A 23,391-nucleotide genomic window follows, 5' to 3' on the forward strand; every position below is an offset into this window, starting at 1 on the left:
CTTTGTTTAAAGCTTGATTGCAAAATCCGGACTCAAGTGTAAGGCAGCCCGATCCGAGTGGTAGGTTGGAAAACTAATATTTATGACCCGCATAACCTAACCACGAGTTGACAAACCATGTACGACAAAAACTCTAATCAAGACCTTTTGGGTGGTGTCGTTGCTGCTGCCTTGGGCGCAGGCGTTGTGTGTGCATTTGCCGTCGCGCAGGGTCAGAATCCCTTGATGGCGCTGGAAATTACCGGATTGGCGGTGATAGTGGCGTTGGTATGCCATCGCTTGGGTCTAGTCTAACGGCCTCCATAGCTTCCGGATCGAATCTGGGAACTAACGCTGTAATAACTTGTCCATCACAACTAGCCAACCTGGAATAATCCCCAAATAGTGACAAAAACTGCTAAAAGCAGTATAATAACTATTCCGGACTGGCTAGTTAATTTTAGTAACGCAAATATGGAAACTCTAGCCTATATATATCTTGCTTGTGCTTGCGAATCATCTGAGACCATAGATCCTGCCGATGATTTCAGTGAGATAAAAGTTGTCCGGGGGCTGAAGGGGAAAAAGCCTAAAAGCCGGACTTGGATTCGTTTGGTATCGTTGCTAGCCGCCTCAACCGTCATAGGAATGGCAGCGCCAGCAACAGCGCAGATCGAAGCAGGCAGCAGAGGTCAGGAGGTAGCAGAACTTCAGCAGCAATTGCGAGAACTCGGATACTTTGATCGTCCTTCTACGGGTAATTTTGGCCCTTTAACCAAGCAAGCCGTGATCCGGTTTCAGCAAGATGAAGGACTGACACCAGATGGGGTTGTAGAAACAAAAACCAAAGCAGCTTTGCTGCGTCGGCTGGGTCGAAGCGACGCTGAAACTCCACCTGCCGACACACAGGCCGCCACAGCCACTCCCGAAACCGTTCGCCGCATCACTCTCAGACGCGGCGCTAGGGGCAACGAAGTCGTTGCTCTCCAGAAACTTTTGGCAGCAGCTGGTGTATACGAAGGCAGCCCCAATGGGCAATTTGACGGAAAAACCTTCACCGCTGTCAGGCAGTTTCAGCGCAAAAATCGCCTGGGGGCTGATGGCATCGTGGGGGGGCGAACCTGGTCTGCTTTGCTCGACAGCAACGGGAACGCTACGGCTGCGACGCCGTTTAACAGAGATCCTTTTCTGGGTGAAAATGGTACAACTGTCCAAACACCGCCAAGCGAGGGCGAGCAGGTAGGCGGGAAGGTAGGCGAGCAGGTAGGCGAGCAGGTAACCGCCGCCATGATCGAGCAAGGTAGCAGAGGCGAGCAAGTGCGAGAACTTCAGCAGCGTCTGCAAGAGCTGGGCTACTTCAACGGGCGTACCACGGGTAACTTTGGCCCCTTAACCAAGGCTGCTGTGATTAAATTCCAGCAGGATTCTGGACTGACTCCTAGTGGCGTTGTAGACGAAGCAACCAAGGCGGCGTTGCAGACGAAAGCTGGTTCGGCTAGCAACTTGAGTGTGAGAGACTTACAACAGCGCCTAAAAGAAAGAGGCTTCTATAGCGGCCCGCTCGATGGTAACTTGAACGAGCAGACCAAGGCAGCGATTAAAGCAGCTCAGCGAGCCTACGGTGTCAGCGAGGCTGACATTCTCCAAGCACGCTTTTAGGTACCCTATAACCGGCTTAAGCTCAGAAGGCTCTCGGATATTTCATCTGAGAGCTATTTTCTTGAGCTTCACAGAGGTAATAAAGCCCGCTGGCAAGCCGGACAAATGGCATGGATGACCAGCTGGCAGTCGAGCAGGTGATATCCCTCTTTTTCGGCAATTTTAGCCCCGATTTTGAGAATCGAGTCGTTGTTAAATTCGATCGTCTTGTTGCACCGAACGCAAATTAGATGGTCGTGGTGATCTGGATAGGGGTGATTGAGTTCGTAATGTTTGTGTCCTTCTCCCAGTTCCAGTTCCCGCAAAATGCCCATGCGAGCCATTAATTTCAGGCTCCGGTAAATCGTGGACAGGCTGATTGCTTCCCCTTGACTTTGCAACAGGTGATGAAGCTCTTCGGCACTGAGATGCTGGCCTTTAGGAAGCTGTTGAAAAACCTGTAATATCGTTTCTCGTTGGGGAGTTAAACGCCAGCCCCTCTCATTTAGTTCGGCTTTGAGTGAGGATGCTGAATAGACAGCCATATTAACCTTCTCAACAAAGGTGGTCTATTGACAATAATAGCTAACTAGCAATGTATTTTCAACAAACTCGGCTTAGTGAAAATATTCTGGCTCGCATCACCAGCCCTGGTCGGTAACTGCTGTCAGTCCCGTTCCAGGGCTGGAGGATAATCAGCCCTCAATTGCTATCCCGGAAGTGTTACAACTTGTGTAGTCTTTCACAATTCGGGTAGGGAAGCCGAGCGAATGCACGACCAGTTACTGGGAAGTAAGGAAGGCCATCCCTGACGCAACGCTTCCGGACAGACTGTATGAATGGTCAGCTGACAGTCAAGCAAGTGCAATCCTGCTTTTTCAGCTTGCTTTAAGCCCAATTTTAAAATCGAGTCGTTGGTAAATTCAATCGTCTTGTTGCACTGAATGCACACCAAATGATGATGGTGATGGGGATAGGGCTGATTAATTTCGTAATGTTTATGTCCTTCTGCCAGTTCCAGTTCTCGCAGAATGCCCATCCGCGCCATTAACTTGAGGCTGCGGTAAATGGTAGATAAGCTGATTTGTTCTCCTCGGCTCTGCAATAAGGCGTGCAAGTCTTCGGCACTGAGATGGTTGCCTTTGGGAAGATTTTGAAAGACCTGTAAAATTGTCTCTCGCTGGGGGGTCAAACGCCAACCTTTCTCGTTCAGTTCAGCTTTAAACGAGGCTGCTGTATAGTTAGCCATATAAACATTCTCAAGAAAGCCCTCTATATGACGAAGGATACACAATATATTGACTCATTTTCAAGAAACTTGCTTATTGAGAATAAATAGCTAAAAGCATTTTAAAGATAGAGAGCTTGTTGATAATAATTCCGAGTGAATCAATATAAAAAACTTAACTAAAGAACCAGCAAAAGCAATGCTTTTGCTGGCATAGGTGGTTGACGATCTCACCCGTTCCCAGTCAGGAGGAAGCTTAACTGAAGGCTTCTAAATAGTCGCGCACGCGGTTGCGACGCTTGGGTTGGCGCAATTTTTGCAGTGCTTTGGCTTCAATTTGTCGCACTCTTTCGCGAGATAGATCCAAAGCACGTCCAATTTCTGCTAAGGAGTAGGGGTGACCATCTCCCAAACCGAACCGCATTAAGATCACATCGCGCTCGCGGCTGGTTAAATCTGCCAACAGATGCTGTAAGTCTCTGTAAAGAGCTTCTTGCATCAGGACATCTTCGGGAGACTCGTCTTCAGTTGGCAGCAAATCGCCCAATTCTGTGTCTTTTTCTTTACCCACTTTGGTTTCAAAAGAAACCGATCGAGGAACGCGGAATAAAACTTCCCGCACTTGCAGCGGAGTCATGTCTAATTCCTTGGCTAGGTCTTCCAGGGTGGGCGTGCGACCTTTTTCTTGGGCAATTTTACGCTGAGCTTTTTTAATTTTGTTGAGCTTTTCAGTGATATGAACGGGTAGGCGAATCGTGCGGCTTTGAGTTGCGATCGCTCGCGTAATACCCTGACGAATCCACCAGTAAGCGTAGGTGCTAAAGCGATAGCCTTTAGTCGGGTCAAACTTCTCAACCGCGCGCTCTAAGCCCAAGGTTCCTTCTTGAATTAAATCCAACAGTTCTAAACCGCGATTTTGATACTTTTTGGCAACGGACACGACCAAGCGCAGGTTGGCCTTAATCATGTGTTCCTTCGCCCGAATCCCTTCGGTTTGGATCTGTTCTAGTTCCTCAATCTTTAATCCGGCGAGTTCTGCCCAGCGCCGTTTCCCCGCTGCCAGTGTTGATTTGAGCTCGGACACGGTTAGGTTAGCGGTAGTCGCCCACCGTTCCCAAGAAGGACGGTGACCTAAGTTAGAAGCTAAGCGATCGTGGATCTCGATCAACTCCACGTACTGTGCGATCGTTCCCATATCCTGCTTAGCGGCTTGATCGCGCAGTTCCAGCAGCCGCATATAGCGCTGGACTTGTTGTGCTTCTGAAACTTCTTCATCGCGTCCCAGCAAGCGCACCCGGCCTATGTCTTGGAGGTATAAACGAACCAGATCGGTAGTACGACGATTGGTAGATTGCCCGACGCTGGCAACATCTGCCTCTTCTACATCCAATTCGACCAAGTCGCTGCCTGTTAGTTCAGCATCGTTGTCTAGTTGAAAGCTCAAAGCATCTAATTGACTGTCGTCGGTGGCATCGGTAGAAAAAAAGGTGGCTGGCATAGTTATTGCCTCAACTGCTCCATGTGACAAAGGGCTGGTGAAAGCGGCTGCTTGTTACGGTTGTTGGCGTCCTCTATAACGCGCGAAGCGCCCAAACGAGTTCCGGCGATTCGGGACGCCGCCAGTGATGCACTTCCCTGTTTAACCCTGCGATCGCTGACTTTTGCACGGGTCTTAAACTCGGTATCGAGAGTTACTCCCATTCATAGAATTGCTGAATCGAGCAGCTAAATCGATTACAACGGGTTTCTAGATTCTCAACCTGTCAGCTAGTATAGGGAAAATCCCTCATACTCAAGGGTGACTTCTGTCAGTGGGTAAGTTAATCTACATCACTAGATAGAATATTTCCCGATCACTTGCCAAAAAACCGCAAAGCCCTCTGTTAAGTTTTGTTACTTAGCCTTGCGCCAAATCGATCGTCAGTCATAGGAGGGAAAAAATTCTTCGCCTATGACCCATTACCCTTCCACGGCAGAGCCTAGTAACGCCATGACCCAATCTCCGGCTTAACATCGCGCAGCATCAGCGCGTCTACAGCCGCTTGCGGCGTTACTTCTCCCTGGAGCAATCGATAAACTTGATAAGATATGGGTACGGAAATTCCCTGCTGATTGGCTAGTTGAATTAGCACCTGGGTGGTGTTTACCCCTTCGGCAGTCCCCTGTAGCGCCGCTAAAACTTCCGGAAGCTGCTTGCCTTGGGCGAGTTGATAACCGACTTGGTAATTGCGGCTGAGGGGACTGTTACAAGTGGCTAACAAGTCTCCCAGTCCCGACAAACCATAAAAGGTGTCGGTTTTGGCTCCCCAATGAGTACCGATGCGAATAATTTCAGCTAGACCACGGGTTACTAGCGCCGCTTTGGCATTGGTTCCCAGTTGCAAACCATCGCACGTACCCGCGGAGATCGCTATCACATTCTTCAGCGTCCCCCCCAACTCTACACCCAAAGGATCCGAATTGGTGTAAACCCGAAACCGCGTCGAGTTCAATCTTGCTTGCACGACTTTAGCTGCTTCTGCATCGGTACTCGCAACTACCGTCGCCGCTGGTAGTCCCTGTTCAATTTCTTTAGATAAGTTTGGTCCCGCCAAAACTACCACCGGATGGGAGGGAAACGCCGCTTGCCAAATTTGTGCAGGCGTGCAAGTCGTCGAGGGGTCTAATCCTTTAGTCGCCGTGACGATAATTGTGTCGGAAGATAACGCTAACGGCTTTATCAGTTCTACAACGGGTCTGACGCCTTTCATCGAAACCGCTGACAGGATAATATCTGCACCCGCTATAACATCTGCCAGACTTTCAGAAGATTCACGCGACCACAAGCCTACTTGGTGACCGTTTGCTGCCGCCAAGTTTGCCAAGGCTGTCCCCCAAGCACCTGCACCCAGGATGGCAATCGTTGCTTCTATTTTAGGTTTTGGGTTTTGGATTGTCATTAGTCCTTAGTCTTTAGTCCTTAGTTATTTTTGACCAAGTGGTGACCGATGACTGGGGTGGAGGGATGAGTCTGGGAAATTTGGCACCAATTGGTTCCAAATTGCGGACAGAGAAAAAATTTGTGCGCAATTGCGCACAAATTGTGGCAATTTCTAATTAATCTGGCTCACCCCTCGTGAGCGGGGATATCGTTCCATTAACGCTCTCACTTGCTCAGCATGATATGAGCTTCTTGTCAAGGGTGAAGCAACAACTTGTAAAAATCCCAAAGATTCGCCGTATTGCCTCCAGGCGTCGAATTGTTCTGGGGGGATAAAGTTTTGCACTTGCAGGTGCTTTTGACTGGGTTGGAGGTATTGCCCAATCGTCAGGATATCGCAATCGACCGCTCGCAGATCTTGCATCGCTGCGCGAACTTCGGCGTCGGTTTCGCCCAGTCCTACCATGATGCCAGATTTGGTGTAGAGCCAGGGGGCGATTGTGCGCGATCGCTGCAATAATTCCATTGTCCTGTCATACTCACCTTGGGGACGCACCCGCCGATATAGACGCCGAATTGTTTCCGTATTATGGTTTAGTACCTCTGGCGCTGCGGCAATAATGGTTTCTAGAGCTTCCCAATTACCGCACAAATCCGGAATCAGCACTTCAATTGTCGTACCGGGGGAAGCAGCGCGGACTGCTTCAATGCATCGGACGAACTGGGAAGCGCCCCCATCTGGCAAATCATCCCGATTTACCGAGGTAATTACTACATGATTGAGCTTTAGCCGCCGGACAGCCTCGGCTAAGCGTTGTGGTTCTGTCGAATCGAGGGGTTTCGGCTTTTTCTCAAAATCAATATCGCAGTAGGGACAAGCGCGCGTGCAGGCTGGTCCCATAATCAAAAAAGTTGCCGTACCGTTATTAAAGCACTCGCCGATGTTGGGACAAGATGCCTCTTCGCAAACGGTATTGAGGGCTAAATCCCGCAAAATTTCTTTAACGTTCCCGACGCGCTCCCACTGAGGCGCTTTCACCCGCAACCATTCTGGCTTAACTACCACGCCTGCCCTCTATCTGCTGAAGTTTTACCGATTCACCATCAAGGCTTCTATCATAGCAAGCGCGATGATATTTATGAATTTTTGGTTTAACGTCGTGATATGATAATAAGGCTGTCGGTTAAATCCGGGATGTAGCGCAGCTTGGTAGCGCACCTCGTTCGGGACGAGGGGGTCGCAGGTTCAAATCCTGTCATCCCGATTTTTTCTTGTCGTTTGCCAAATTATATCGGCTGCCTTTTCCCCAATCATAATTGTGGGTGCATTCGTGTTTCCCGAAGTCAGGGTTGGCATAATTGATGCATCGACAACGCGCAACCCCTCAACACCATGTACTCGCAATTCGGGGTCTACAACCGCCATTGAATCAGTTCCCATTTTGCAAGTGCCGACAGGATGGTAAAGACTATCACTATTTTGTCTAATGTAAGCTTTAATGTCTTCATCGCTTGTCACGTTGACACCAGGAGCAACTTCTTCGCCCAAGTACTCATCAAATGCTCCTGAATTAGCAAGATTTCGCGCAATTTTAATCGCTTCTACTAGCACTTGCAGGTCTTCCTCACTTTGAAGATAGTTCATCCGAATTATTGGTGAGTCGTTAGGGGAAGAAGAACGCAAACTCACACTACCGCGACTCTGGGGATGCAGCAGACATGGCACAATAGAAAATCCCGAACCAGGGCGGGCAAGCTCAGGTTGCACCCACAAGAGTACACCAAAATGAAACTGTAAATTTGGCGCAGCGTCTGGTTTATTTTCAGTATGAAGGAACAACCCAGCTTCCCCGAGGTTGCTGGTTGGCGCAGGTATCACATCAACAGTCGCAAGGTAGGCGGCACTAACAGCTAGGTGGTCTTGGAGATTTTGACCCACACCGGGCAAATCAACGATGGGGGAAATTCCTAATGCACGCAAATCTTGGGCATTGCCAATTCCCGAAAGCATTAATAGTTTCGGTGAATCAAATGCCCCAGCAGAAAGAATTACTTCCTGGTTTACAAAAGCTTGGTGCAGCGTCCCATTGTGCAGATATTCCACCCCAATTGTGCGTGTCCCATCAAACAATAAACGAGTCACTAATGCGCTGGTAGTAGTCGTTAAATTGGGACCTTCTAAAATGGGATGCAGGAATGCAACCGCCGTACTTTGCCGCTTTCCATCTTTGATGGTTAGCTGAAACATTCCCGCACCTTCCTGAATCGCGCCATTAAAATCAGGATTGCGCCCATATCCCAGTGCGTCAGCTGCGTCAATAAAGCGTTGTGATACCGCGTTAGGTTCAAGTGCATCAGTGACGTTAAGCAGTCCATCAACACCATGAAATTCGGATGCGCCTCGCTGCTGGTTTTCAGATTTCTTGAAGTAGGGCAACACATCTTGGTAACTCCAACCCGGATTGCCTAATGCTTGCCAATGGTCGAAATCGTGGCGGTTACCTCTGATATAAATCATGGCATTAATTGAACTGCTGCCACCTAAAACTTTACCGCGCGGACAATAGATTTTGCGATTATTCAGGTGGGGTTCTGCTTCGGTAAAATATGCCCAGTCCACTTCCGTACCCCGTAGTTTGGGCCTGGTTATAGGCAGGTGGATTTCTGGTTTCGTATCCGGACTACCAGCTTCGAGTAACAACACGGTCGTTTCACCATCTTCGGTTAAACGATTGGCTACTACACACCCTGCCGAACCTGCACCAATCACAACATAATCGTATTCAGCTATCATCGCTTTTTTTACTTGAAATATTTATTTTTATTATAATATAAAATCGAACAAATGATGAGACATTTCTAATTTAGAACAAGGTTGAATTTCTAACTGGCGTCCTTGTGTGTCTAAAAAGATAGCTTGGTTATTGTCGCTACCAAAACCACTATCGGATTTATCAATCGGATTGGCAACTATTGCATCTACTTTTTTTCGCCGCATTTTTTCCCTGGCTGGCGTGACAATATCTCCCGTTTGGGCGGCAAATCCAATTAAGCGTTGATGGGGTTGTTTTAAATGTCCTAATTCTGCTAAAATATCCGTTACTGGTTCTAAAGGTAAGGCAGTCGGAAGGGATTTTTTTGGTAATTTTTCATGACTATAATTGGCTGGTTTAACATCAGCTACCGCCGCCGACATGATAGTTAAATCGGCTTGGGAAAAATGTTCTAGCATTGCTTGATGCATTTCGGCGGCACTGGTGATAGCGATCGTTCTAATATCCCCCACCGATTCCACCAATTTCGCGTCCATCGCGCCGTGTACCAAGGTTACATGCGCTCCTCGGTGAACGGCTGCCTGTGCTAGAGCAATTCCCATTTTACCCGTGGAGGGGTTGCCAATAAAGCGCACCGGGTCTAGATGTTCCCGCGTTCCTCCCCCACTGATTAATACCCGTTTTCCAGATAAGTCTCGCTGGCCTTTTGTGTGCAATAAAGATTGAATGTGGGTTAATATTTCTGGGGGTTCTGCCATGCGTCCTTTCCCGATGCGATCGCAAGCCAATATCCCCGCTCCTGGCCCTACACTATGATACCGGGTATCCTGTTGAATTTGCTGCCAATTCCGCTGCACCGCCGCCTGTTCCCACATATCAGTATTCATTGCCGGTGCTAGTAAAATTGGACAGGTAGAAGCGAGTACTGTATTAGTTAGTAAATTATCAGCAAAACCGTGGGCGAGTTTTGCTAAAGTATTCGCTGTTAAGGGAGCGATCGCCAAAACTTCTGCCCATTCTCCTAATTCAATATGCAGCGGACGTTTGTGGGTAGGTTGCCAAAAATCTTTATCGGTATAGGCGGGATGGCGGCAAAGCGTTGTTACCGTTAAGGGCGTGATAAATTCACAAGCAGCATCAGTTAAAATGGCTCGCACTTCGATGCCAGATTTTGCCAGTGCTGAAACCACTTCACAGACTTTATAGGCGGCAATACCACCGCCTATACCAATTAAAACCCTGTTCGATGTCATCGGTAATTGCTAATTGCTAATTGCTAATTGCTAATTGCTAATTGCTTTTTTTACCATTAGCCATTAGCCAATCTAAAATCGGTTACGCTTCGTCGTAGGGTTCGAGATCGAGTAGGTGGATATATGGCTCGACTAACTCTGGACGCTGAAAAGCGATCGCTCGCAGCAAATGCCAATCTTCCAACCCTTCAAACGCACTCTTATATTCATCTCGCTCTAGCCTTGCAGCCAACTCGGCTACATCTGCTACGCTCATCGCCGCAATATCGCGGTTAGAAATGCTTGCTTTTTTCATCCCCGGCACCTCTTGCAAGCGGGATTTGTCTCCCGCATTCATTCTTACTATACTACCCACTTCATCCCGTGAATTAAAAAATACCTTCGTTCCATCATCCCCGTGGCTTTAAGCTGGCGATTCTCAAGACATCACTTGCAATACAAAACTTCGCATTAAATTTAAAACCTCTAAGGTAACTTCATGCCCCATGTTAAATTCTTGATATTCTACAGCTACCCCCAAATTGGTTAAAGTCGTTCTTGCGTTTTGAGCCGCATTCACCGGGACTACCATATCTTGTTCGCCATGCACGATTAATACAGGAGGAAACGAATCCGTCTTTGTTTCACCAGCACCACTATGCAAATAACCGCTCAGACTCACCAAACCTGCTAAAGGAAATTTCAACCCCACATCAAGAGTCATTGCACCCCCCTGGGAAAATCCACTTAGAATTGTGCGCGACAAAGGCACTCCAGTATTATTCTCTAAAGAAGAAATCCAGTCAGTCAGAATTTGCTGACTTTCGGTTAAACCATCATTATTCTCAAAGCTGTACCATGCCTTTCCCCCTGGCACTTGCGGGTGAGGAAAGGGGGCATCGGGAAAAATGAACTGGTAATCGTATAACTTTAAATAGGGTGCTAAGGAGGCCAAATCTTGGGCGTTGGCTCCATAGCCGTGCAAACAGACAATGGTTCCCGTTGGTGGTTGTCCGGTTGTGGGGGGAATGGTAATTGTGCTGAGAGACTCCAAAGTTGCTCCTTAATCAGATAAATGCATACCCATTCGATTTTAAACTTGTATGAGCGATATGCCTGCGGCTGGCATAGCGCATCCGCGCCAGCGTTGCTGCCGCGATATGCCAAGGGCTAGCTGCGCCAACGCACACCGACGTTAAACTGGTTCAACCCCTATCTTCGGCTGATCTAGTGCTACTGAATGCTATACATCAGTCAAAAGCTCACCCTCAGTCATTCAGATCGGTTCATATTCTTTCCCTAATAGTTATTGTCACCGAACAGGAATTACAAACAGCGGTGTCAGGGGGTGAGGGGGAAGACACCCATGTCCGGTTGGCGTTTTGATGATGATTATCTCAACTGAAGCGATATCCCGTGGCGTTGGAGACACTGGGACGACTCAAATCGTCTCTATTCTACAACTGATGGGTAAGACGATGTTAGTCAAATCAATGTTTTGGGTCAAATTGGAGACAAAAGTAATACCAGTTTCCCTTAGCGCTCCTATATATCCTGGGGGAGAGGAAAACAAAAAAAGCAAAAAGAGAAATTTAGAGGTAGCGTCAACAAAGGAAAATGGTATAAGTTTCTATGGCAACAGAAACCCGGTTTCGCTTGACTTAACCTGTTCTTGACAAACCAGATATAAGCTTAAATTCTGTATTATAAGGTTCTGTTAAGAACAGCGATAGAGTTATGAAGAATCCGTGAAAACTGGCATTTCAATATATCATTTCGAGATAAATTACCCTAGTATGTAGGGAAAAAATGTAGTTCACAGCGCTGCCATGAAAGCAACAATCGCTCCTCTCAAGCGCCACCCCAAGGAGATCGTCGGGATGGAAGAGCCTAAACCCCAAATCGAATTACTACCCTTACGTGCTGCAGTCAGTTCAGACCGACCCTCCACCCTGGACGTTCTGGTGAGAATCATCCCGCCAGCAATAGAATTGAAGCTCAAAAGACCAGCGCTCAATTTAAGTTTGGTGATTGACCGCTCCGGTTCGATGAAAGGGCAGAAAATCGATTTGGTTCGCCAAGCAGCTTGCTATGCCGTGCAGCAACTTCGACCCAACGACCGGATCAGTGTAATCACGTTTGATCGCGCGATCCACACTTTGGTAAATAGTACGCAAGCAGAGGATAAAGCCAATATTATCTATCAAATCCAGCAAATTGAGCCTGGATGCGGCAGCGCTCTCCATGCAGGTTGGTTGGCAGGTGCGATGCAAGTGGTGAAGCATCTCAATCCGGAACAATTAAATCGGGTGATTCTGCTTTCGGACGGACTAGCAGGGGTGGGGGAGCGGAATAATCAAGTGATCGGCACCGATGTATACGATCTGGCACAACGAGGCGTTAGCACCACGACGATGGGCGTCGGTAACGCTTATTACGAAAATCTGCTGATGGTGATGGCTCGCCAGGGAGGCGGGCAATATTACTACATTGCATCGTCGCAAAAATTACCAACGATCTTCCGGACAGAACTGCAAGATTTGATCGCAACGATTGGACATACAGTGACGCTTGCGGTTAATCCTCAAGGGTCAGTAGAACTGGAAGACGTGCTAAGCGATTTGACTTGCGATAGTCGGGGGCAGTTCCAATTGCCGAATTTAGTCATGGGCAACGCGCTGGAAGTCGTGGTGCGACTCCACGTTCCACCGATCGAACAGGCGGCAGATCTGTGCTACTTCCGTTTGGGTTGGATCGACCCGCAACAGGATATGCAGCAAAAAATCTTCAAAGCACTGCATTTACCCGTGATGTCCTCAAATCAGCTAGAGGAATTTCTGCCTCATCCACAAGTTCAGCAACGGGTGACGCTGATGATGGCAGCAAGGGCTAAAAAAGAAGCGATGCAACAAATCGCCCACGGCAATTATGAAGCTGCCAGTCAATTGTTAAAAGATGCGCGCAGACGAGTTTTGTGCGCTCCCAACTCCCCTATGATGGAAAAGGAAGCTCAAACGCTGGCTAATCTAAATTTTGACCTGCAATCGCGCCAATTGAGGAAAATATCTAAAAAGGGTAGCGATGAGCCTTTCGATCCTACCCTCATTGGTGTTTCTCAACCCGATTCTAACGATAAAGGTTGACTCCCCGTCCCGGAGGGCGGGGTTTTAATTGAGAACATTATCCGCACTACAGATTGAGAATTGAACAATGGTACGTCTGGCACTGCTGAGTACATCTGACAAAACAGGATTAATCGATTTCGCCCGCAGTTTGGTGGAAGAATTTAAGTTCGATCTGATCAGTAGTGGTGGAACTGCTTCGGCGCTGAAAGCAGCTGGGTTACCAGTGACTAAGGTATCAGATTACACGGGTTTTCCAGAGATTTTGGGAGGTCGAGTCAAAACGCTGCATCCCCGCATACACGGCGGCATTTTGGCAAGGCGAGATTTACCCCAGGATGTGGTAGATTTGGAAACTCATCAAATTCGCCCGCTCGATTTAGTGGTGGTGAATTTGTATCCGTTTGAGCAAACGATCGCTCAAGAAAACGTTACCCTACCAGAGGCAATCGAGCAAATTGATATCGGCGGCCCTGCTATGATTCGGGCATCGGCTAAGAATTTCGCCCATCTGACGGTTTTGTGCAATCCGGCGCAGTATGACGCCTATTTGCAACAGTTGCGATCTTCACAGGGAGAAGTATCTTTAGAGTTTCGCCAAGCTTGCGCCTATGAAGCATTTTGTCATACGGCAGCTTATGATTCGGCGATCGCATCCTACCTGGGCAACCAATCCGGGCAACCAACTCAATTTACCCTTTCAGGCTTTCCCTTACAAGCACTCCGCTACGGCGAAAATCCCCATCAAAACGCCGCTTGGTATCAAACTGGAACTACTCCAAGCGGTTGGAGTGCAGCGACTAAACTCCAAGGGAAAGAACTAAGTTACAACAACTTAGTCGATTTAGAAGCAGCGCGCCGCATTATTGCCGAATTTACCGATACACCCGCCGCTACGATTATTAAACATACCAATCCCTGCGGCACGGCGGAAGGAAATAGTTTATTGGAAGCTTACCAAAAAGCTTTTAATGCTGATTCGGTTTCCGCGTTTGGCGGCATTGTGGCGTTAAATAAACCCATCGATGCACCCACAGCAAAGGAATTAAGCAAAACATTTTTAGAGTGCATCGTCGCACCGGGATGCGAAACCCAAGCGCAAGAAATTCTGGCGAAAAAATCTAACTTGCGCGTCTTAATATTGCCAGATTTGAGCGGCGGACCAAAAGAAACGGTGAAACCAATCGCAGGCGGTTTCCTAGTACAAGCATCCGATGATGTGGTAGAAGATACCAGCAAGTGGCAAGTGGTGACGGAAAAACAACCGACGCCAGAACAATTAGCAGAATTGCTATTTGCTTGGAAAGTCTGCAAGCATGTAAAATCGAATGCAATTGTAGTAACGCGCGATCGCACTACCCTGGGTGTGGGTGCCGGTCAAATGAATCGCGTCGGATCGACAAAAATTGCCCTAGAACAAGCTGGGGAAAAAGCTCAAGGTGCTTTCCTCGCCAGTGATGGTTTCTTCCCCTTCGACGACTCGGTAAGAACCGCCGCCGCCGCCGGCATTATTGCGATCGTCCAACCCGGTGGCAGTATGCGCGATCAAGATTCCATTAAAGCTGCGAATCAGCTAGGATTGGTGATGATTTTTACAGAAATTCGTCACTTTTTGCATTAGCAAAATATCCCCCAACCCCCTTGAGCGGGGAGTTGCGGGGATATATGTGAAGAAATTTCAAGTCTCCTTTACGAAATATGTCGCAAGCAAGATGTTACAGTTGGGAAAGTGTCACTCACCCCATATCTACTTGAATTGAACAACTGATATTGTTTTAGGAGTGTGAGGAGCAAGTTTTGTTGAAAAAGCGCTTGGGGTCGAAACACGGCAAGACTCCCAGGCGCTTTTTCGTATGCAAGTAAAACTGTCAGTTATATCGTTTCCGGTTTTGTCTGAATTAATAAACCGCAAAAGGCGCGACATTCCGCAGAGAAAGAGAAGAGAGATTACTAATTCCGATCTCAATGGATTTGATATTACTCTTTTCCCCCCCGAAGAATTAAACCGCGTTAGCGTTCGCTAACGCTTGCGGATCAACTCCTGGAACGACGCCAGCGTTCAAAGATAATAATTCCAATTTCAGCCCCTGAAATAGAACCGATTAACATCCCGATATTCAAGTAAAATATAATCAAACCCAGTCCCTCGATAAAGTCTGGATTGGGATGCACGATATTGAATAAAATATATCCAATTCCCGAGCCAATATAGACCCCGATTATTGACCCAACAATTGTCCAAATTATTACTAAAATCTTCCGCATCCTCAACGCAGTGAATCCTCCGATTGTTATTCCGGCAATCAATCCGTATAAAATAGGGACTAACACCAAAGAGACTGTGCTTGGTAGTAAATCTAGTAAATTCATTGACTGCTAACTGTTGCGAAAATCAATCATTGCTTGCCGATAAACATCCGGCATTCCCGTATCAAAACACTTTCCTTTAACAACATAGCCTGTCATTCCCTCCTTTTGTCGCAATTTTTCCAAACATGTTGTTAGCTGAAATTCACCTTTGAAGCGGATATTATTTTTGATATCTTCTGACAAACAATCAAAAATTGTTGGCGTCAGGACATATAAACCAAAAATGCATAAAAATTCATCCTCTGCCATTCCTTCTACCCGCAAATGCTGGCGGGCATATTCAACGGTTGGTTTTTCAGCAACTTGAGTCAAGGAAATAATCGAGTTTAATTCTTGCCAAACTCCGGTAACGCAACCAGCTTTTTGAATAATCTCTGCTGGCATTGTTGTTAATCCTACAACATTTTGATTTACTTTTTCGTAAATATTTATAACTTGTCCGGCACAAGAAATATCCGTATCCGATGAGTAAACGTGGTCACCTAACGATAGCAAAAATGGCTCATTGTTGACCCAGTCTTTGGCACAAAATACAGCATGACCGTAACCTGACTGAACTTCTTGAGTGAGAATTGTGACTCTGTTGCCTAAGTCTTGGAGATATTGGCTGTATTCTTGATTTTGGGGCGATAATTTGTTGAAGAATTCGGGGGAAGGTGGAGATTTAAAGAATTCCTCAAAAAGTGCGCGATCGCATGTTTGTACCACTATCCCAATTTCTTCTATTCCCCCACTGATTAATTCTTCCACAATTGACAGAATTACCGGTTTGGCGCGCCCCTCCCGATCGATAATTGGAAACAGTTCTTTTTTGACAGCTTTTGTAGCTGGAAATAAGCGAGTTCCAAAACCAGCCGCCGGAATTACACCTTTGCGAACCTTTCTTTTTAAAGGATACTTTTCTGCTTCTCTTGTGGGGTGGGCATCTTGCCCGCCAAGATTGATAGTTAAAGGATACTTTTCTATTTCTCTTGTGGGGTGTTCTCTTGTGGGGTGGGCATCTTGCCCGCCCGCCACAACAGGTAAATTCTCAGAATTGAGACTACTTTTGATTGCCAGCTTCAAACATTGCATCTGAGGAAAATCGCGCTCAATTATTTCTATAACTTTTTGCTGACTAGACTCATCTTTTACAATAAATTGCGCCGTGCCATCCCCTTGGGAACCGACGCCTTTCCCGCCTAAAATATCAGGTTGAATTGGTTGATAATTCAGGAGTTTATGCAAAACGGGAGAAGTTAATTGGGAGGGAGAAGCCGGGATTAAATATTGGTCGAATTCAGCTTGAGCTTTTTTCATCAGTGCGCCAATTTGTTGCCCATCGCCTTTTTGCAGGGCGTTAACTGCTGCTTGGGTAATTTGAGCGCTGATAGAACCTAAATATTTTTGGACATTCTGTTGCAATTTGTTAGTGGGAAAGGGATAGCATTGATTCAAATTGCTTAGGATTTCTTGGGTGTTTTTGCCCGCGCCGAGATCGACGATAACAAAGAATAAATCTTTGGGTACATTTAGTTCGATGACATCGATGCGATCGCCATCAAAAATCATCAAAATTGGGCGACTGCCATAAGCACAAGCTTGATCCATTCTGCCGCAGCGGGAAAAAGTGGTAATTTCGCCTAAATAGGCAAACTCCATTTCGCCGCGAACGGTCATTTTTAAGTCATAAACGCGATTAAAAGCGCGAGCAATTAAAACGCAAATAGCAGCACTCGAAGATAAACCTTTCTGAATTGGTAAATCGGTTAAGTAATTATCAATTTCAATTCCGCCAACGCGATAGTGGGTGAGAAACTGATAAGCAACGCCAGCAGCATAACTGAAGAAACCACCTTTTTCGGCTTCGGCAAGCAAAACCTGCCTTGACATCGGTAAGGATATGGTTTGATGAGTTCCATCACTTAAGGAAGCGCGAAGAATTAGATGGGTTGGATGGGGTTGTACCTCGGCATAAAGTCCCTGATTCGTGCCAACTAACAGCGCGTAGCCTTTTTCTAAATTGGGATTAATGCGGCGATAACCACCCGCCCAATCGCTATGTTCTCCAAATAAACAAAGGCGTCCCGGAACAAAAATTTTCATGATATTCATTAGTTAGTTTTTGGTTGAGCTTGGGTGTAGGAAGTAGGCTATTTTTCCCCACCCCCCACATTTTGGCATTAAGTACCAGCAGCCAAAAGTAATTGCACCACATCCGGATAACCGTTTAATTGGGCAATTGTCAAAGCCGTATCGCCGTTCAAGTTGGCGAGGTTGACATCTGCACCAGCGTCGAGCAATATTTTTACAGCTGGGGCATTACCGCGAGTAGCTGCACAGATTAAAGCAGTTGAACCAGATAAGTCTGGAAAATTCACATTAGCACCGTTCGCTAATAATGTCTGCATGATATTTGTGTAGCCACGTTCGCTGGCTTTAATTAAAGCAGTTTGCCCATCATCCGCCGTCACATTGGGATCGCACCCCGCATTCAACAGCGCCATAACAGTATCCACAAATCCCTCAGATGCTGCCACAGTTAAAGCCGTTTCACCCATGTTTTTAGCATTGCAGTCAGCTCCTTTTTGTCGCAACGCTGCCACAATGGTACTGCGGTCTTGCAAAGCTGCGAGTAGCAAAGGCGTATCGCCCAGATTATTCCTGGCTGCGATATCAGCTTCCCGGTTGAGCAAGAGATTTACCACGCGATCGTGACCTTCGGCAATAGCAAGGTGTAAAGCTGTTTCCCCATCGTTATCTTTGGCGTTAATATCGGCATTTTTGTCCAGTAAAGCCGTCACAATCGGCACGTAACCTTCTGCCGCCCCTGCCATTAAAGCTGTCCACCCATCTTGGTTTTTAATATTGACATCAGCAGCTGCTTCTAGAAGACTTCGCACTAAATCTACATGACCTTGGTCCGATGCTAGGGTTAAAGCAGTTTCGCCTTCCCCATCTTGGGTATTGACATCTGCGCCCCAAGCGAGCAACATTTGAGCGATCGCTAAATCTCCAGACTCTGCTGCTTGCATCAAAGCAGTTCTGCCATCACCCGTTCTAGTATCTACATTTGCCCCATGCTCTAACAACAGCCGCACCGCAACGACGTTACCAACTGCCACAGAGAGGGTGAGTGCCGTTTCGCCGCCGCTGAGTTTGTTCGCGTCTGCATCGGCAGAGAGTAACGCTGCCAAAACGTCGATATGACCCTGTTCTGCTGCCAAGTGCAAGGCTGTATTATCGTCCTTATTCCTGCTATTCACCTCTGCACCGGCGGAAAGCAAAATTTGCACCACATCGGCATAACCCCGCAGCGATGCTGCCATCAGCGCCGTGCTGCCATCCTCGTTTGTAGCATTGATATCCGCACCCCAATTCAGCAGCATTTGCACGATTTCAACGTTATTTGCCGCTGCCGCTATCATCAAAGCCGTCGTGCCAAACCGTTTTTTGGGCTGATTAACATTTGCCCCAGCATCTAGTAACAAGCGCGCGATCGCGGTATACCCATTTTGGGCAGCAAACATCAAAGCCGTCGTGCCATCTCGCCCCGTTGCATTGACATCAGCACCCTGGGCAAGTAGGACTTGTACCTGATGCATGTCATCACTTTGAGCCGCCCTTCTCAATAAGACATCCTTATCTTTTGTGGAGGTCATGCCTGCTCCTCGTTCCATCCTCAGCATTGACAACTTAGCGCCAAATCAGCAGTTTGAGAAGTTCACTGAGATGCTTTGTGATGGTTTTGTCCTCATAGGATAGGTGTAGAAAAGTGTTTTTATGCTAACTTTTATTAAAGTTCCTCACCTGACGACCCCAGTCCTATGAACTTGGAAATCCCCGCCTCGATTAAAACTTGGAGCCAATTCGGTCACCCGCTGTTGATGTGGGTGCTGCTAGGCTTATCGATTTATGCCCTATACTTAGGCATTCAAGTCCGACGCACCAGAAGTGCCGAAGGGGACGCCCGCAAAGAGCTGATCAAAGGCAAGTTTAACCTCAAGCACCACCAGGTAGGATCGATCCTGTTTGCTTTAATGGTTCTCGGCACCATAGGCGCTATGGCGGTTACCTACATCAACAACGGTAAGCTGTTTGTTGGACCTCACCTGCTGGTTGGATTAAGCATGACCGGACTGATTTCGATTTCTGCCGCGCTTTCTCCCTACATGCAAAAAGGACAAGATTGGGCGCGTTACACCCACATTGTCCTGAATATCAGCCTGTTGGGATTGTTTGGTTGGCAGGCCGTCTCCGGATTGGAAATCCTGCAAAACATTATTAGCAAAATGTAATGGGTAATGGCTAATGGCTAATTGCTAATTGCTAGTAGATATACTTAACACGGACACTTTCCTAACAGTTCGGTGGCGCGTGAGAACACTGGCAGAGCTATTAAGTTAGCCATTAGCAATTAGCCATTAGCAATTACCCATTACCTATTACCCTTTTTGCGCGGCATTGGTAAACCCAAGCTGGAATGAAAGTCTTGCTGTACCTTGTGAGTCAAGCGGTGAGAGACTTGTCTGACGATTTGGCGGAGTAAGCTAGTGCCGGTACTTTGAATCAAAGACATCGGCAAGCGATAAATAAACCGGGGAAACTGAATAGCCACCACCAGATCCAACTGCCACTCTACCCGCGTCACATCCCCCGGACAACCTACCGATGCATCAATCGTCGCTTCTGTCAACTGCATCGCGGCATTAAAATCAACATCATACCCCGGAGCGACGTAATCCGGTACTGGTATAGTTTGGATGCGATAAACGCCTTGATCGGGGGGCAGCAACTCCAAGCCAATTTTCGGTTCTACCTCATATCCGAAAGAACCGAAGCTCCCGATCGTTAAAGCGTAGCCATTGTTACCAAGGGGTTGCGCCGTCATTGGGTGGGCGCAGCGTCTAAACCATTCCGGGTGAGCGTTGAGATATTCGGCAACCGTCCCAACATCAGCATACATTTCCATGCAATCTTCAAACTGCCCGTGAAAGCGTACCGGCTGCATCGCATCTGTTTCTGCTATTACATTATCAGGATTGGCAAAAGGCGGCATCGCATCCACAAGCCTGTTAGTAACTTCAATAGCTGGATAATCGCTGTAATTTGATTGCATAGACGCATACCTGCGCGAGTTGTCCTAATGTTATGTTAAATATTCCCTTCCAGGTTTCAATTGTTACAAGCTGACTGCAAATCTTAACCGTAACAACAAAACTTCCTCCTTTTAGTTCATGAAATATTTAAACTAAATTAAAGAAAACGTTAAAATTGCTAGTTTAACCAGGGTAACCGATCCCATGAAAGCATTTGTAGCAGGGGCAACAGGCGAGACGGGTCGCCGCATCGTACAAGAGTTAGTCAAGCGTCAGATTCCCGTGCGTGCTTTAGTGCGGGATGCGGATAAAGCTAGAGAAATTCTACCTGCGGAGGCCGAGTTAGTGATAGGCGATGTCCTCAAACCAGATACCCTGAGTATTGCCATAGGCGATAGCACCGTACTGCTGTGCGCCACGGGTGCGAAACCGAGTTTTGACCCAACCGGGCCGTACCAAGTAGACTACGAAGGGACTAAAAATCTGGTAAATGCAGCCAAAGCTAAGGGAATTGAGCATTTTGTCTTGGTTACCTCCTTGTGTACGTCCCTGCTATTTCACCCGCTGAATTTGTTCTGGCTAATTTTGGTGTGGAAGAAACAAGCTGAGGAGTATCTCAAGAAAAGTGGTTTGACTTACACGATAGTGCGACCGGGCGGGCTGAAAAATGAGGATAATACCAACCCAGTTGTGATGTCCGCCGCTGACACCCTGTTTGACGGCAGTATACCCCGCACCAAAGTCGCGCAAGTCTGCGTCGAAGCATTGTTTCAGGCGGAGGCTAAAAATAAAATAGTAGAAATTGTCGCCAAGCCAGAAGCTGCGGAAAAAAGCTGGCAGGACTTGTTTGCTAATGTAGCTTGATTGCTTGTAGGCAAGTGTTTTTCCTTAAGTCGATGCAGGAGTTCTCAATTTGGTAGATACATCGCCGCCTTCTCAGGTATCAGGGGAAGAGAAATCCCCCGATTCAAGTCGTCGAAAAAAGCTCCTAGTCGCTACTATCGCCGCGTTGGGACTCACCGTTGCCATCCAGAATTGGCAAGATGTGGAAGGATTGATAATGCGCTATATGCCAGATTGGCTCGCTCCTCCTACCCACATTACTGGCTTGCGCGGTACAATGCCCTTGGCGATGCGGGGCGGCGATCCTTACATTCGCGCCTTGATGCGGACGATTTCGGCAAGCGAGTCCAACTATGCGCGTCCTTACCACGTGCTTTACGGGGGTAGGTATGTCCGCAACCTGAATCGCCATCCAAATCGATGCATTACCATACCCGTTGGACCTAATAAAGGTAATTGTTCCACAGCGGCGGGGCGGTATCAGTTTTTGAATAAAACCTGGAGTAAAATGTCGCGCCGGTATCATCCTAGACCGGGGGGGATATTGTTGTGGAGATCTTATAGCTTTGAGCCAGAATATCAGGATCGGGTGGTTCATGATTGGTTAAGCGATCGCAACTACTGGAATGCCGATATTCCCCAAATGTTGCGCCAGGGGAAAGTACGTCCAGTATTGCGAATGCTTTCCGGCACTTGGACAAGTCTAGGATACGGCATCGAAACCAATTCCATGAGCAAACACTTGCCAGAAATATACGAACGAATGCTCAAAGAAGAACTGGGTAAATCTCCATCTGGACTTATCCAGAAACCAGCTATCTCCAACGAAAATAGGACCAGAAGGAAATAGTAGCCGCGTCACAAACCCAGTTTCTTTGTTTTTTGCCTAAATGCCAGATAAAAAAAACCCCAGCTATGTCTAGCCGGGGTTAATAATTGTCAGGGTGCATCTACTAAATACTTCTTCCACTGGCTGCTATAACCATCCGGATACTTTTGCCAAATTTCCCTACCGAGTTTTTTGGTGATTTGGGTAAATCCGGGAAATAAAAAACCCCAGCTATCTCTAGCCGGGGTAATTATCAGGGTGCATCTACCAAATCCTTCTTCCCCAGAGTGCTATAACCATCCGGATACTTTTGCCAAATTTCCCTACCGAGTTTTTTGGCGATTTGGGTAAATCCGGGAAATAAAAAACCCCAGCTATCTCTAGCCGGGGTAATTATCAGGTTGCATCTACCAAATCCTTCTTCCCCAGAGTGCTATAACCATCCGGATACTTTGGCTAAATTTCCCTACCGAGTTTTTTGGTGATTTGGGTAAATCCGGGAAGTCGTAGGGAACATCAGAAAAACTTTGAGGAAGCGGCAAAACTTACTGATGTTCCCTACCACAGGGATTTTCCATTGGCTGCGACGCCATATTGTCGTCGGGGCAGGGCAGGAGAAAAACTTTGAGGAAGCGGCAAAACTGACTGATGCCCTGCCCCTACCACCCGTTGATTCGACTGAAAATGGCTATAAGTTCTTCTTGCAGTGGGTACTATCAGCATCTGGATATTTTGGCAAAAATTCCTTTCCTAGAAAGTTGGCGATGTGGGTCAATCTTGGAAACAAAAACCCCCAACTATCTCTAGCCGGGGGTTAAAAAATCAGGGTGCATCTACTGAATACTTCTTTCTCTGGGATGCGTACGCTTTCCGGATGTTTTTCGCCAAATTTCTGGGTGGGAAACAAAAAACCCCAACTATCTCTAGCCGGGGTGATGAATATCAGGGTGCATCTACCAAATCCTTCTTCCCCAGAGTGCTATAACCATCCGGATACTTTTGCCAAATTTCCCTACCGAGTTTTTTGGTGATTTGGGTAAATCCGGGAAGTCGTAGGGAACATCAGAAAAACTTTGAGGAAGCGGCAAAATTTACTGACGTTCCCTACCCTCCGTTGATGCGATTGAAAAGAGATTTATTCGGTACAACACAACATTGTCGTAGGGAACAGGAGAAAATCTTTGAGTTGGTGGCAAAACTTACTGATGTTCCCTACCATAGGGATTTTCCATTGGGTGCGACGCCATATTATCGTCGGGGCAGGGCAGGAGAAAAACTTTGAGGAAGCGGCAAAACTGACTGATGCCCTGCCCCTACCACCCGTTGATTCGACTGAAAATGGCTATAAGTTCTTCTTGCAGTGGGTACTATCAGCATC

Annotated in this window: 24 protein-coding genes, 1 tRNA gene and 1 pseudogene; 11 read left to right on the forward strand and 15 right to left on the reverse strand. The window is 47.2% G+C overall.

Annotated features, from left to right (window positions below; translation table 11 throughout):
• The first annotated feature begins 117 nt into the window (after window positions 1-117).
• Together MiSe_RS07075 and MiSe_RS07080 are read left to right on the forward strand one after the other, a co-directional pair.
• The gene (locus tag MiSe_RS07075; RefSeq protein WP_226576621.1) at window positions 118-294 is read left to right on the forward strand and encodes a hypothetical protein; all 177 of its coding nucleotides are present in this window, start codon (window positions 118-120) and stop codon (window positions 292-294) included.
• Window positions 295-453: 159 nt separating this feature from the next.
• The gene (locus MiSe_RS07080) at window positions 454-1,638 is read left to right on the forward strand and encodes a peptidoglycan-binding domain-containing protein (RefSeq protein ID WP_226576624.1); all 1,185 of its coding nucleotides are present in this window, start codon (window positions 454-456) and stop codon (window positions 1,636-1,638) included.
• Window positions 1,639-1,706: 68 nt separating this feature from the next.
• On the opposite strand, the gene MiSe_RS07085 is transcribed toward MiSe_RS07080, so the two are convergent.
• The 6 genes from MiSe_RS07085 to lipA all read right to left on the reverse strand — a co-directional run bounded on the left by MiSe_RS07085 (window position 1,707) and on the right by lipA (window position 6,831).
• On the reverse strand, window positions 1,707-2,162 hold the full coding sequence (locus MiSe_RS07085; RefSeq protein WP_226576626.1) for a Fur family transcriptional regulator: 456 nt from the start codon (window positions 2,160-2,162) through the stop codon (window positions 1,707-1,709).
• Between the two features lie 197 nt (window positions 2,163-2,359).
• A complete protein-coding gene (locus tag MiSe_RS07090) occupies window positions 2,360-2,866 on the reverse strand; it encodes a ferric uptake regulation protein (protein WP_226576631.1) in 507 nt (168 codons plus the stop codon).
• Window positions 2,867-3,101: 235 nt separating this feature from the next.
• Window positions 3,102-4,343, reverse strand: coding sequence for an RNA polymerase sigma factor SigC (gene sigC, locus MiSe_RS07095; RefSeq protein ID WP_226576633.1), 1,242 nt, complete (start codon window positions 4,341-4,343; stop codon window positions 3,102-3,104).
• Window positions 4,344-4,345: 2 nt separating this feature from the next.
• The gene (locus MiSe_RS07100; protein ID WP_226576636.1) at window positions 4,346-4,546 is read right to left on the reverse strand and encodes a hypothetical protein; all 201 of its coding nucleotides are present in this window, start codon (window positions 4,544-4,546) and stop codon (window positions 4,346-4,348) included.
• A 278-nt stretch (window positions 4,547-4,824) separates the two neighbouring features.
• The gene (locus tag MiSe_RS07105) at window positions 4,825-5,784 is read right to left on the reverse strand and encodes an NAD(P)H-dependent glycerol-3-phosphate dehydrogenase (protein ID WP_226576638.1); all 960 of its coding nucleotides are present in this window, start codon (window positions 5,782-5,784) and stop codon (window positions 4,825-4,827) included.
• Between the two features lie 153 nt (window positions 5,785-5,937).
• On the reverse strand, window positions 5,938-6,831 hold the full coding sequence (gene lipA, locus MiSe_RS07110; protein WP_226576640.1) for a lipoyl synthase: 894 nt from the start codon (window positions 6,829-6,831) through the stop codon (window positions 5,938-5,940).
• A 125-nt stretch (window positions 6,832-6,956) separates the two neighbouring features.
• On the opposite strand from lipA, the gene MiSe_RS07115 reads away from it, so the two are divergent.
• A tRNA-Pro gene (locus MiSe_RS07115) sits at window positions 6,957-7,030 on the forward strand.
• Here the strand turns inward: MiSe_RS07115 and MiSe_RS07120 are convergent.
• From MiSe_RS07120 to MiSe_RS07135, 4 genes are all read right to left on the reverse strand, one after another.
• Complete coding sequence (locus tag MiSe_RS07120; protein ID WP_226576642.1) at window positions 7,012-8,559, reverse strand: GMC family oxidoreductase; 1,548 nt, start codon at window positions 8,557-8,559, stop codon at window positions 7,012-7,014. The genes MiSe_RS07115 and MiSe_RS07120 overlap by 19 nt on opposite strands.
• Window positions 8,560-8,589: 30 nt before the next feature.
• Window positions 8,590-9,792, reverse strand: a complete 1,203-nt coding sequence (gene coaBC, locus MiSe_RS07125; protein ID WP_226576653.1) for a bifunctional phosphopantothenoylcysteine decarboxylase/phosphopantothenate--cysteine ligase CoaBC — start codon at window positions 9,790-9,792, stop codon at window positions 8,590-8,592.
• An 82-nt stretch (window positions 9,793-9,874) separates the two neighbouring features.
• Window positions 9,875-10,087 carry a protein IsiD gene (gene isiD, locus MiSe_RS07130; protein WP_226576707.1) on the reverse strand — a complete coding sequence of 71 codons (213 nt, stop codon included), beginning with the start codon at window positions 10,085-10,087 and terminating at the stop codon, window positions 9,875-9,877.
• Window positions 10,088-10,210: 123 nt separating this feature from the next.
• Entirely contained in the window at window positions 10,211-10,825 is a 615-nt protein-coding gene (locus MiSe_RS07135) for an alpha/beta hydrolase (RefSeq protein WP_226576654.1), read from the reverse strand.
• A 775-nt stretch (window positions 10,826-11,600) separates the two neighbouring features.
• Here MiSe_RS07135 and MiSe_RS07140 point away from each other — a divergent pair.
• Window positions 11,601-12,914 (forward strand): vWA domain-containing protein, encoded by a 1,314-nt coding sequence (locus MiSe_RS07140; protein WP_226576658.1) that lies wholly within the window; start codon window positions 11,601-11,603, stop codon window positions 12,912-12,914.
• Window positions 12,915-12,981: 67 nt separating this feature from the next.
• Window positions 12,982-14,514: a bifunctional phosphoribosylaminoimidazolecarboxamide formyltransferase/IMP cyclohydrolase gene (gene purH, locus MiSe_RS07145; protein WP_226576661.1), complete on the forward strand. Its 1,533-nt coding sequence runs from the start codon at window positions 12,982-12,984 to the stop codon at window positions 14,512-14,514.
• Between the two features lie 413 nt (window positions 14,515-14,927).
• Here purH and MiSe_RS07150 read toward each other — a convergent pair whose 3' ends face one another.
• The 4 genes and pseudogenes from MiSe_RS07150 to MiSe_RS07165 all read right to left on the reverse strand — a co-directional run bounded on the left by MiSe_RS07150 (window position 14,928) and on the right by MiSe_RS07165 (window position 18,904).
• Window positions 14,928-15,263 carry a hypothetical protein gene (locus MiSe_RS07150; protein ID WP_226576664.1) on the reverse strand — a complete coding sequence of 112 codons (336 nt, stop codon included), beginning with the start codon at window positions 15,261-15,263 and terminating at the stop codon, window positions 14,928-14,930.
• A 6-nt stretch (window positions 15,264-15,269) separates the two neighbouring features.
• On the reverse strand, window positions 15,270-16,127 hold the full coding sequence (locus tag MiSe_RS53690) for a sugar phosphate nucleotidyltransferase (RefSeq protein ID WP_226576710.1): 858 nt from the start codon (window positions 16,125-16,127) through the stop codon (window positions 15,270-15,272).
• Between the two features lie 714 nt (window positions 16,128-16,841).
• Window positions 16,842-17,357, reverse strand: a pseudogene (locus tag MiSe_RS53695) (GHMP family kinase ATP-binding protein); the annotation flags it as partial.
• A gap of 68 nt (window positions 17,358-17,425) precedes the next feature.
• Window positions 17,426-18,904, reverse strand: coding sequence for an ankyrin repeat domain-containing protein (locus MiSe_RS07165; protein WP_226576667.1), 1,479 nt, complete (start codon window positions 18,902-18,904; stop codon window positions 17,426-17,428).
• Between the two features lie 165 nt (window positions 18,905-19,069).
• On the opposite strand from MiSe_RS07165, the gene MiSe_RS07170 reads away from it, so the two are divergent.
• Window positions 19,070-19,540 (forward strand): DUF4079 domain-containing protein, encoded by a 471-nt coding sequence (locus tag MiSe_RS07170; RefSeq protein WP_226576669.1) that lies wholly within the window; start codon window positions 19,070-19,072, stop codon window positions 19,538-19,540.
• A 140-nt stretch (window positions 19,541-19,680) separates the two neighbouring features.
• Here MiSe_RS07170 and MiSe_RS07175 read toward each other — a convergent pair whose 3' ends face one another.
• Window positions 19,681-20,361: a DUF1997 domain-containing protein gene (locus tag MiSe_RS07175; protein ID WP_226576683.1), complete on the reverse strand. Its 681-nt coding sequence runs from the start codon at window positions 20,359-20,361 to the stop codon at window positions 19,681-19,683.
• A gap of 184 nt (window positions 20,362-20,545) precedes the next feature.
• Between MiSe_RS07175 and MiSe_RS07180 the strand changes: the two genes are divergently transcribed.
• The 5 genes from MiSe_RS07180 to MiSe_RS07200 all read left to right on the forward strand — a co-directional run.
• Window positions 20,546-21,205, forward strand: a complete 660-nt coding sequence (locus tag MiSe_RS07180; RefSeq protein ID WP_226576686.1) for an NAD(P)H-binding protein — start codon at window positions 20,546-20,548, stop codon at window positions 21,203-21,205.
• A gap of 205 nt (window positions 21,206-21,410) precedes the next feature.
• Complete coding sequence (locus MiSe_RS07185; protein ID WP_226576712.1) at window positions 21,411-22,034, forward strand: glycoside hydrolase family 24 protein; 624 nt, start codon at window positions 21,411-21,413, stop codon at window positions 22,032-22,034.
• A 506-nt stretch (window positions 22,035-22,540) separates the two neighbouring features.
• Window positions 22,541-22,831, forward strand: a complete 291-nt coding sequence (locus MiSe_RS07190; protein WP_226576687.1) for a hypothetical protein — start codon at window positions 22,541-22,543, stop codon at window positions 22,829-22,831.
• 39 nt (window positions 22,832-22,870) lie between these two features.
• Entirely contained in the window at window positions 22,871-23,044 is a 174-nt protein-coding gene (locus MiSe_RS07195; protein ID WP_226576690.1) for a hypothetical protein, read from the forward strand.
• A 150-nt stretch (window positions 23,045-23,194) separates the two neighbouring features.
• A partial coding sequence (locus MiSe_RS07200) for a hypothetical protein (protein ID WP_226576693.1) occupies window positions 23,195-23,391 on the forward strand: 197 nt, incomplete at its 3' end.

The organism is Microseira wollei NIES-4236, from assembly GCF_020521235.1.
Taxonomy (GTDB): Bacteria; Cyanobacteriota; Cyanobacteriia; order Cyanobacteriales; family Aerosakkonemataceae; genus Microseira; species Microseira wollei.

Excerpts from the sequence above, each read along its gene's own strand:
- MiSe_RS07180 (WP_226576686.1), top strand. The coding sequence starts at position 20,546 with ATGAAAGCATTTGTAGCAGGGGCAACAGGCGAGACGGGTCGCCGCATC.
- MiSe_RS07170 (WP_226576669.1), top strand. The coding sequence starts at position 19,070 with ATGAACTTGGAAATCCCCGCCTCGATTAAAACTTGGAGCCAATTCGGT.
- MiSe_RS07195 (WP_226576690.1), top strand. The coding sequence starts at position 22,871 with ATGCGTACGCTTTCCGGATGTTTTTCGCCAAATTTCTGGGTGGGAAAC.
- MiSe_RS07175 (WP_226576683.1), bottom strand. The coding sequence starts at position 20,361 with ATGCAATCAAATTACAGCGATTATCCAGCTATTGAAGTTACTAACAGG.
- purH (WP_226576661.1), top strand. The coding sequence starts at position 12,982 with ATGGTACGTCTGGCACTGCTGAGTACATCTGACAAAACAGGATTAATC.
- sigC (WP_226576633.1), bottom strand. The coding sequence starts at position 4,343 with ATGCCAGCCACCTTTTTTTCTACCGATGCCACCGACGACAGTCAATTA.
- isiD (WP_226576707.1), bottom strand. The coding sequence starts at position 10,087 with ATGAAAAAAGCAAGCATTTCTAACCGCGATATTGCGGCGATGAGCGTA.
- MiSe_RS07165 (WP_226576667.1), bottom strand. The coding sequence starts at position 18,904 with ATGACCTCCACAAAAGATAAGGATGTCTTATTGAGAAGGGCGGCTCAA.
- MiSe_RS07185 (WP_226576712.1), top strand. The coding sequence starts at position 21,411 with ATGCCAGATTGGCTCGCTCCTCCTACCCACATTACTGGCTTGCGCGGT.
- MiSe_RS07075 (WP_226576621.1), top strand. The coding sequence starts at position 118 with ATGTACGACAAAAACTCTAATCAAGACCTTTTGGGTGGTGTCGTTGCT.
- MiSe_RS07090 (WP_226576631.1), bottom strand. The coding sequence starts at position 2,866 with ATGGCTAACTATACAGCAGCCTCGTTTAAAGCTGAACTGAACGAGAAA.
- MiSe_RS07140 (WP_226576658.1), top strand. The coding sequence starts at position 11,601 with ATGAAAGCAACAATCGCTCCTCTCAAGCGCCACCCCAAGGAGATCGTC.
- MiSe_RS07105 (WP_226576638.1), bottom strand. The coding sequence starts at position 5,784 with ATGACAATCCAAAACCCAAAACCTAAAATAGAAGCAACGATTGCCATC.
- MiSe_RS07100 (WP_226576636.1), bottom strand. The coding sequence starts at position 4,546 with ATGGGAGTAACTCTCGATACCGAGTTTAAGACCCGTGCAAAAGTCAGC.
- MiSe_RS07120 (WP_226576642.1), bottom strand. The coding sequence starts at position 8,559 with ATGATAGCTGAATACGATTATGTTGTGATTGGTGCAGGTTCGGCAGGG.
- MiSe_RS07150 (WP_226576664.1), bottom strand. The coding sequence starts at position 15,263 with ATGAATTTACTAGATTTACTACCAAGCACAGTCTCTTTGGTGTTAGTC.
- MiSe_RS07080 (WP_226576624.1), top strand. The coding sequence starts at position 454 with ATGGAAACTCTAGCCTATATATATCTTGCTTGTGCTTGCGAATCATCT.
- coaBC (WP_226576653.1), bottom strand. The coding sequence starts at position 9,792 with ATGACATCGAACAGGGTTTTAATTGGTATAGGCGGTGGTATTGCCGCC.
- MiSe_RS07085 (WP_226576626.1), bottom strand. The coding sequence starts at position 2,162 with ATGGCTGTCTATTCAGCATCCTCACTCAAAGCCGAACTAAATGAGAGG.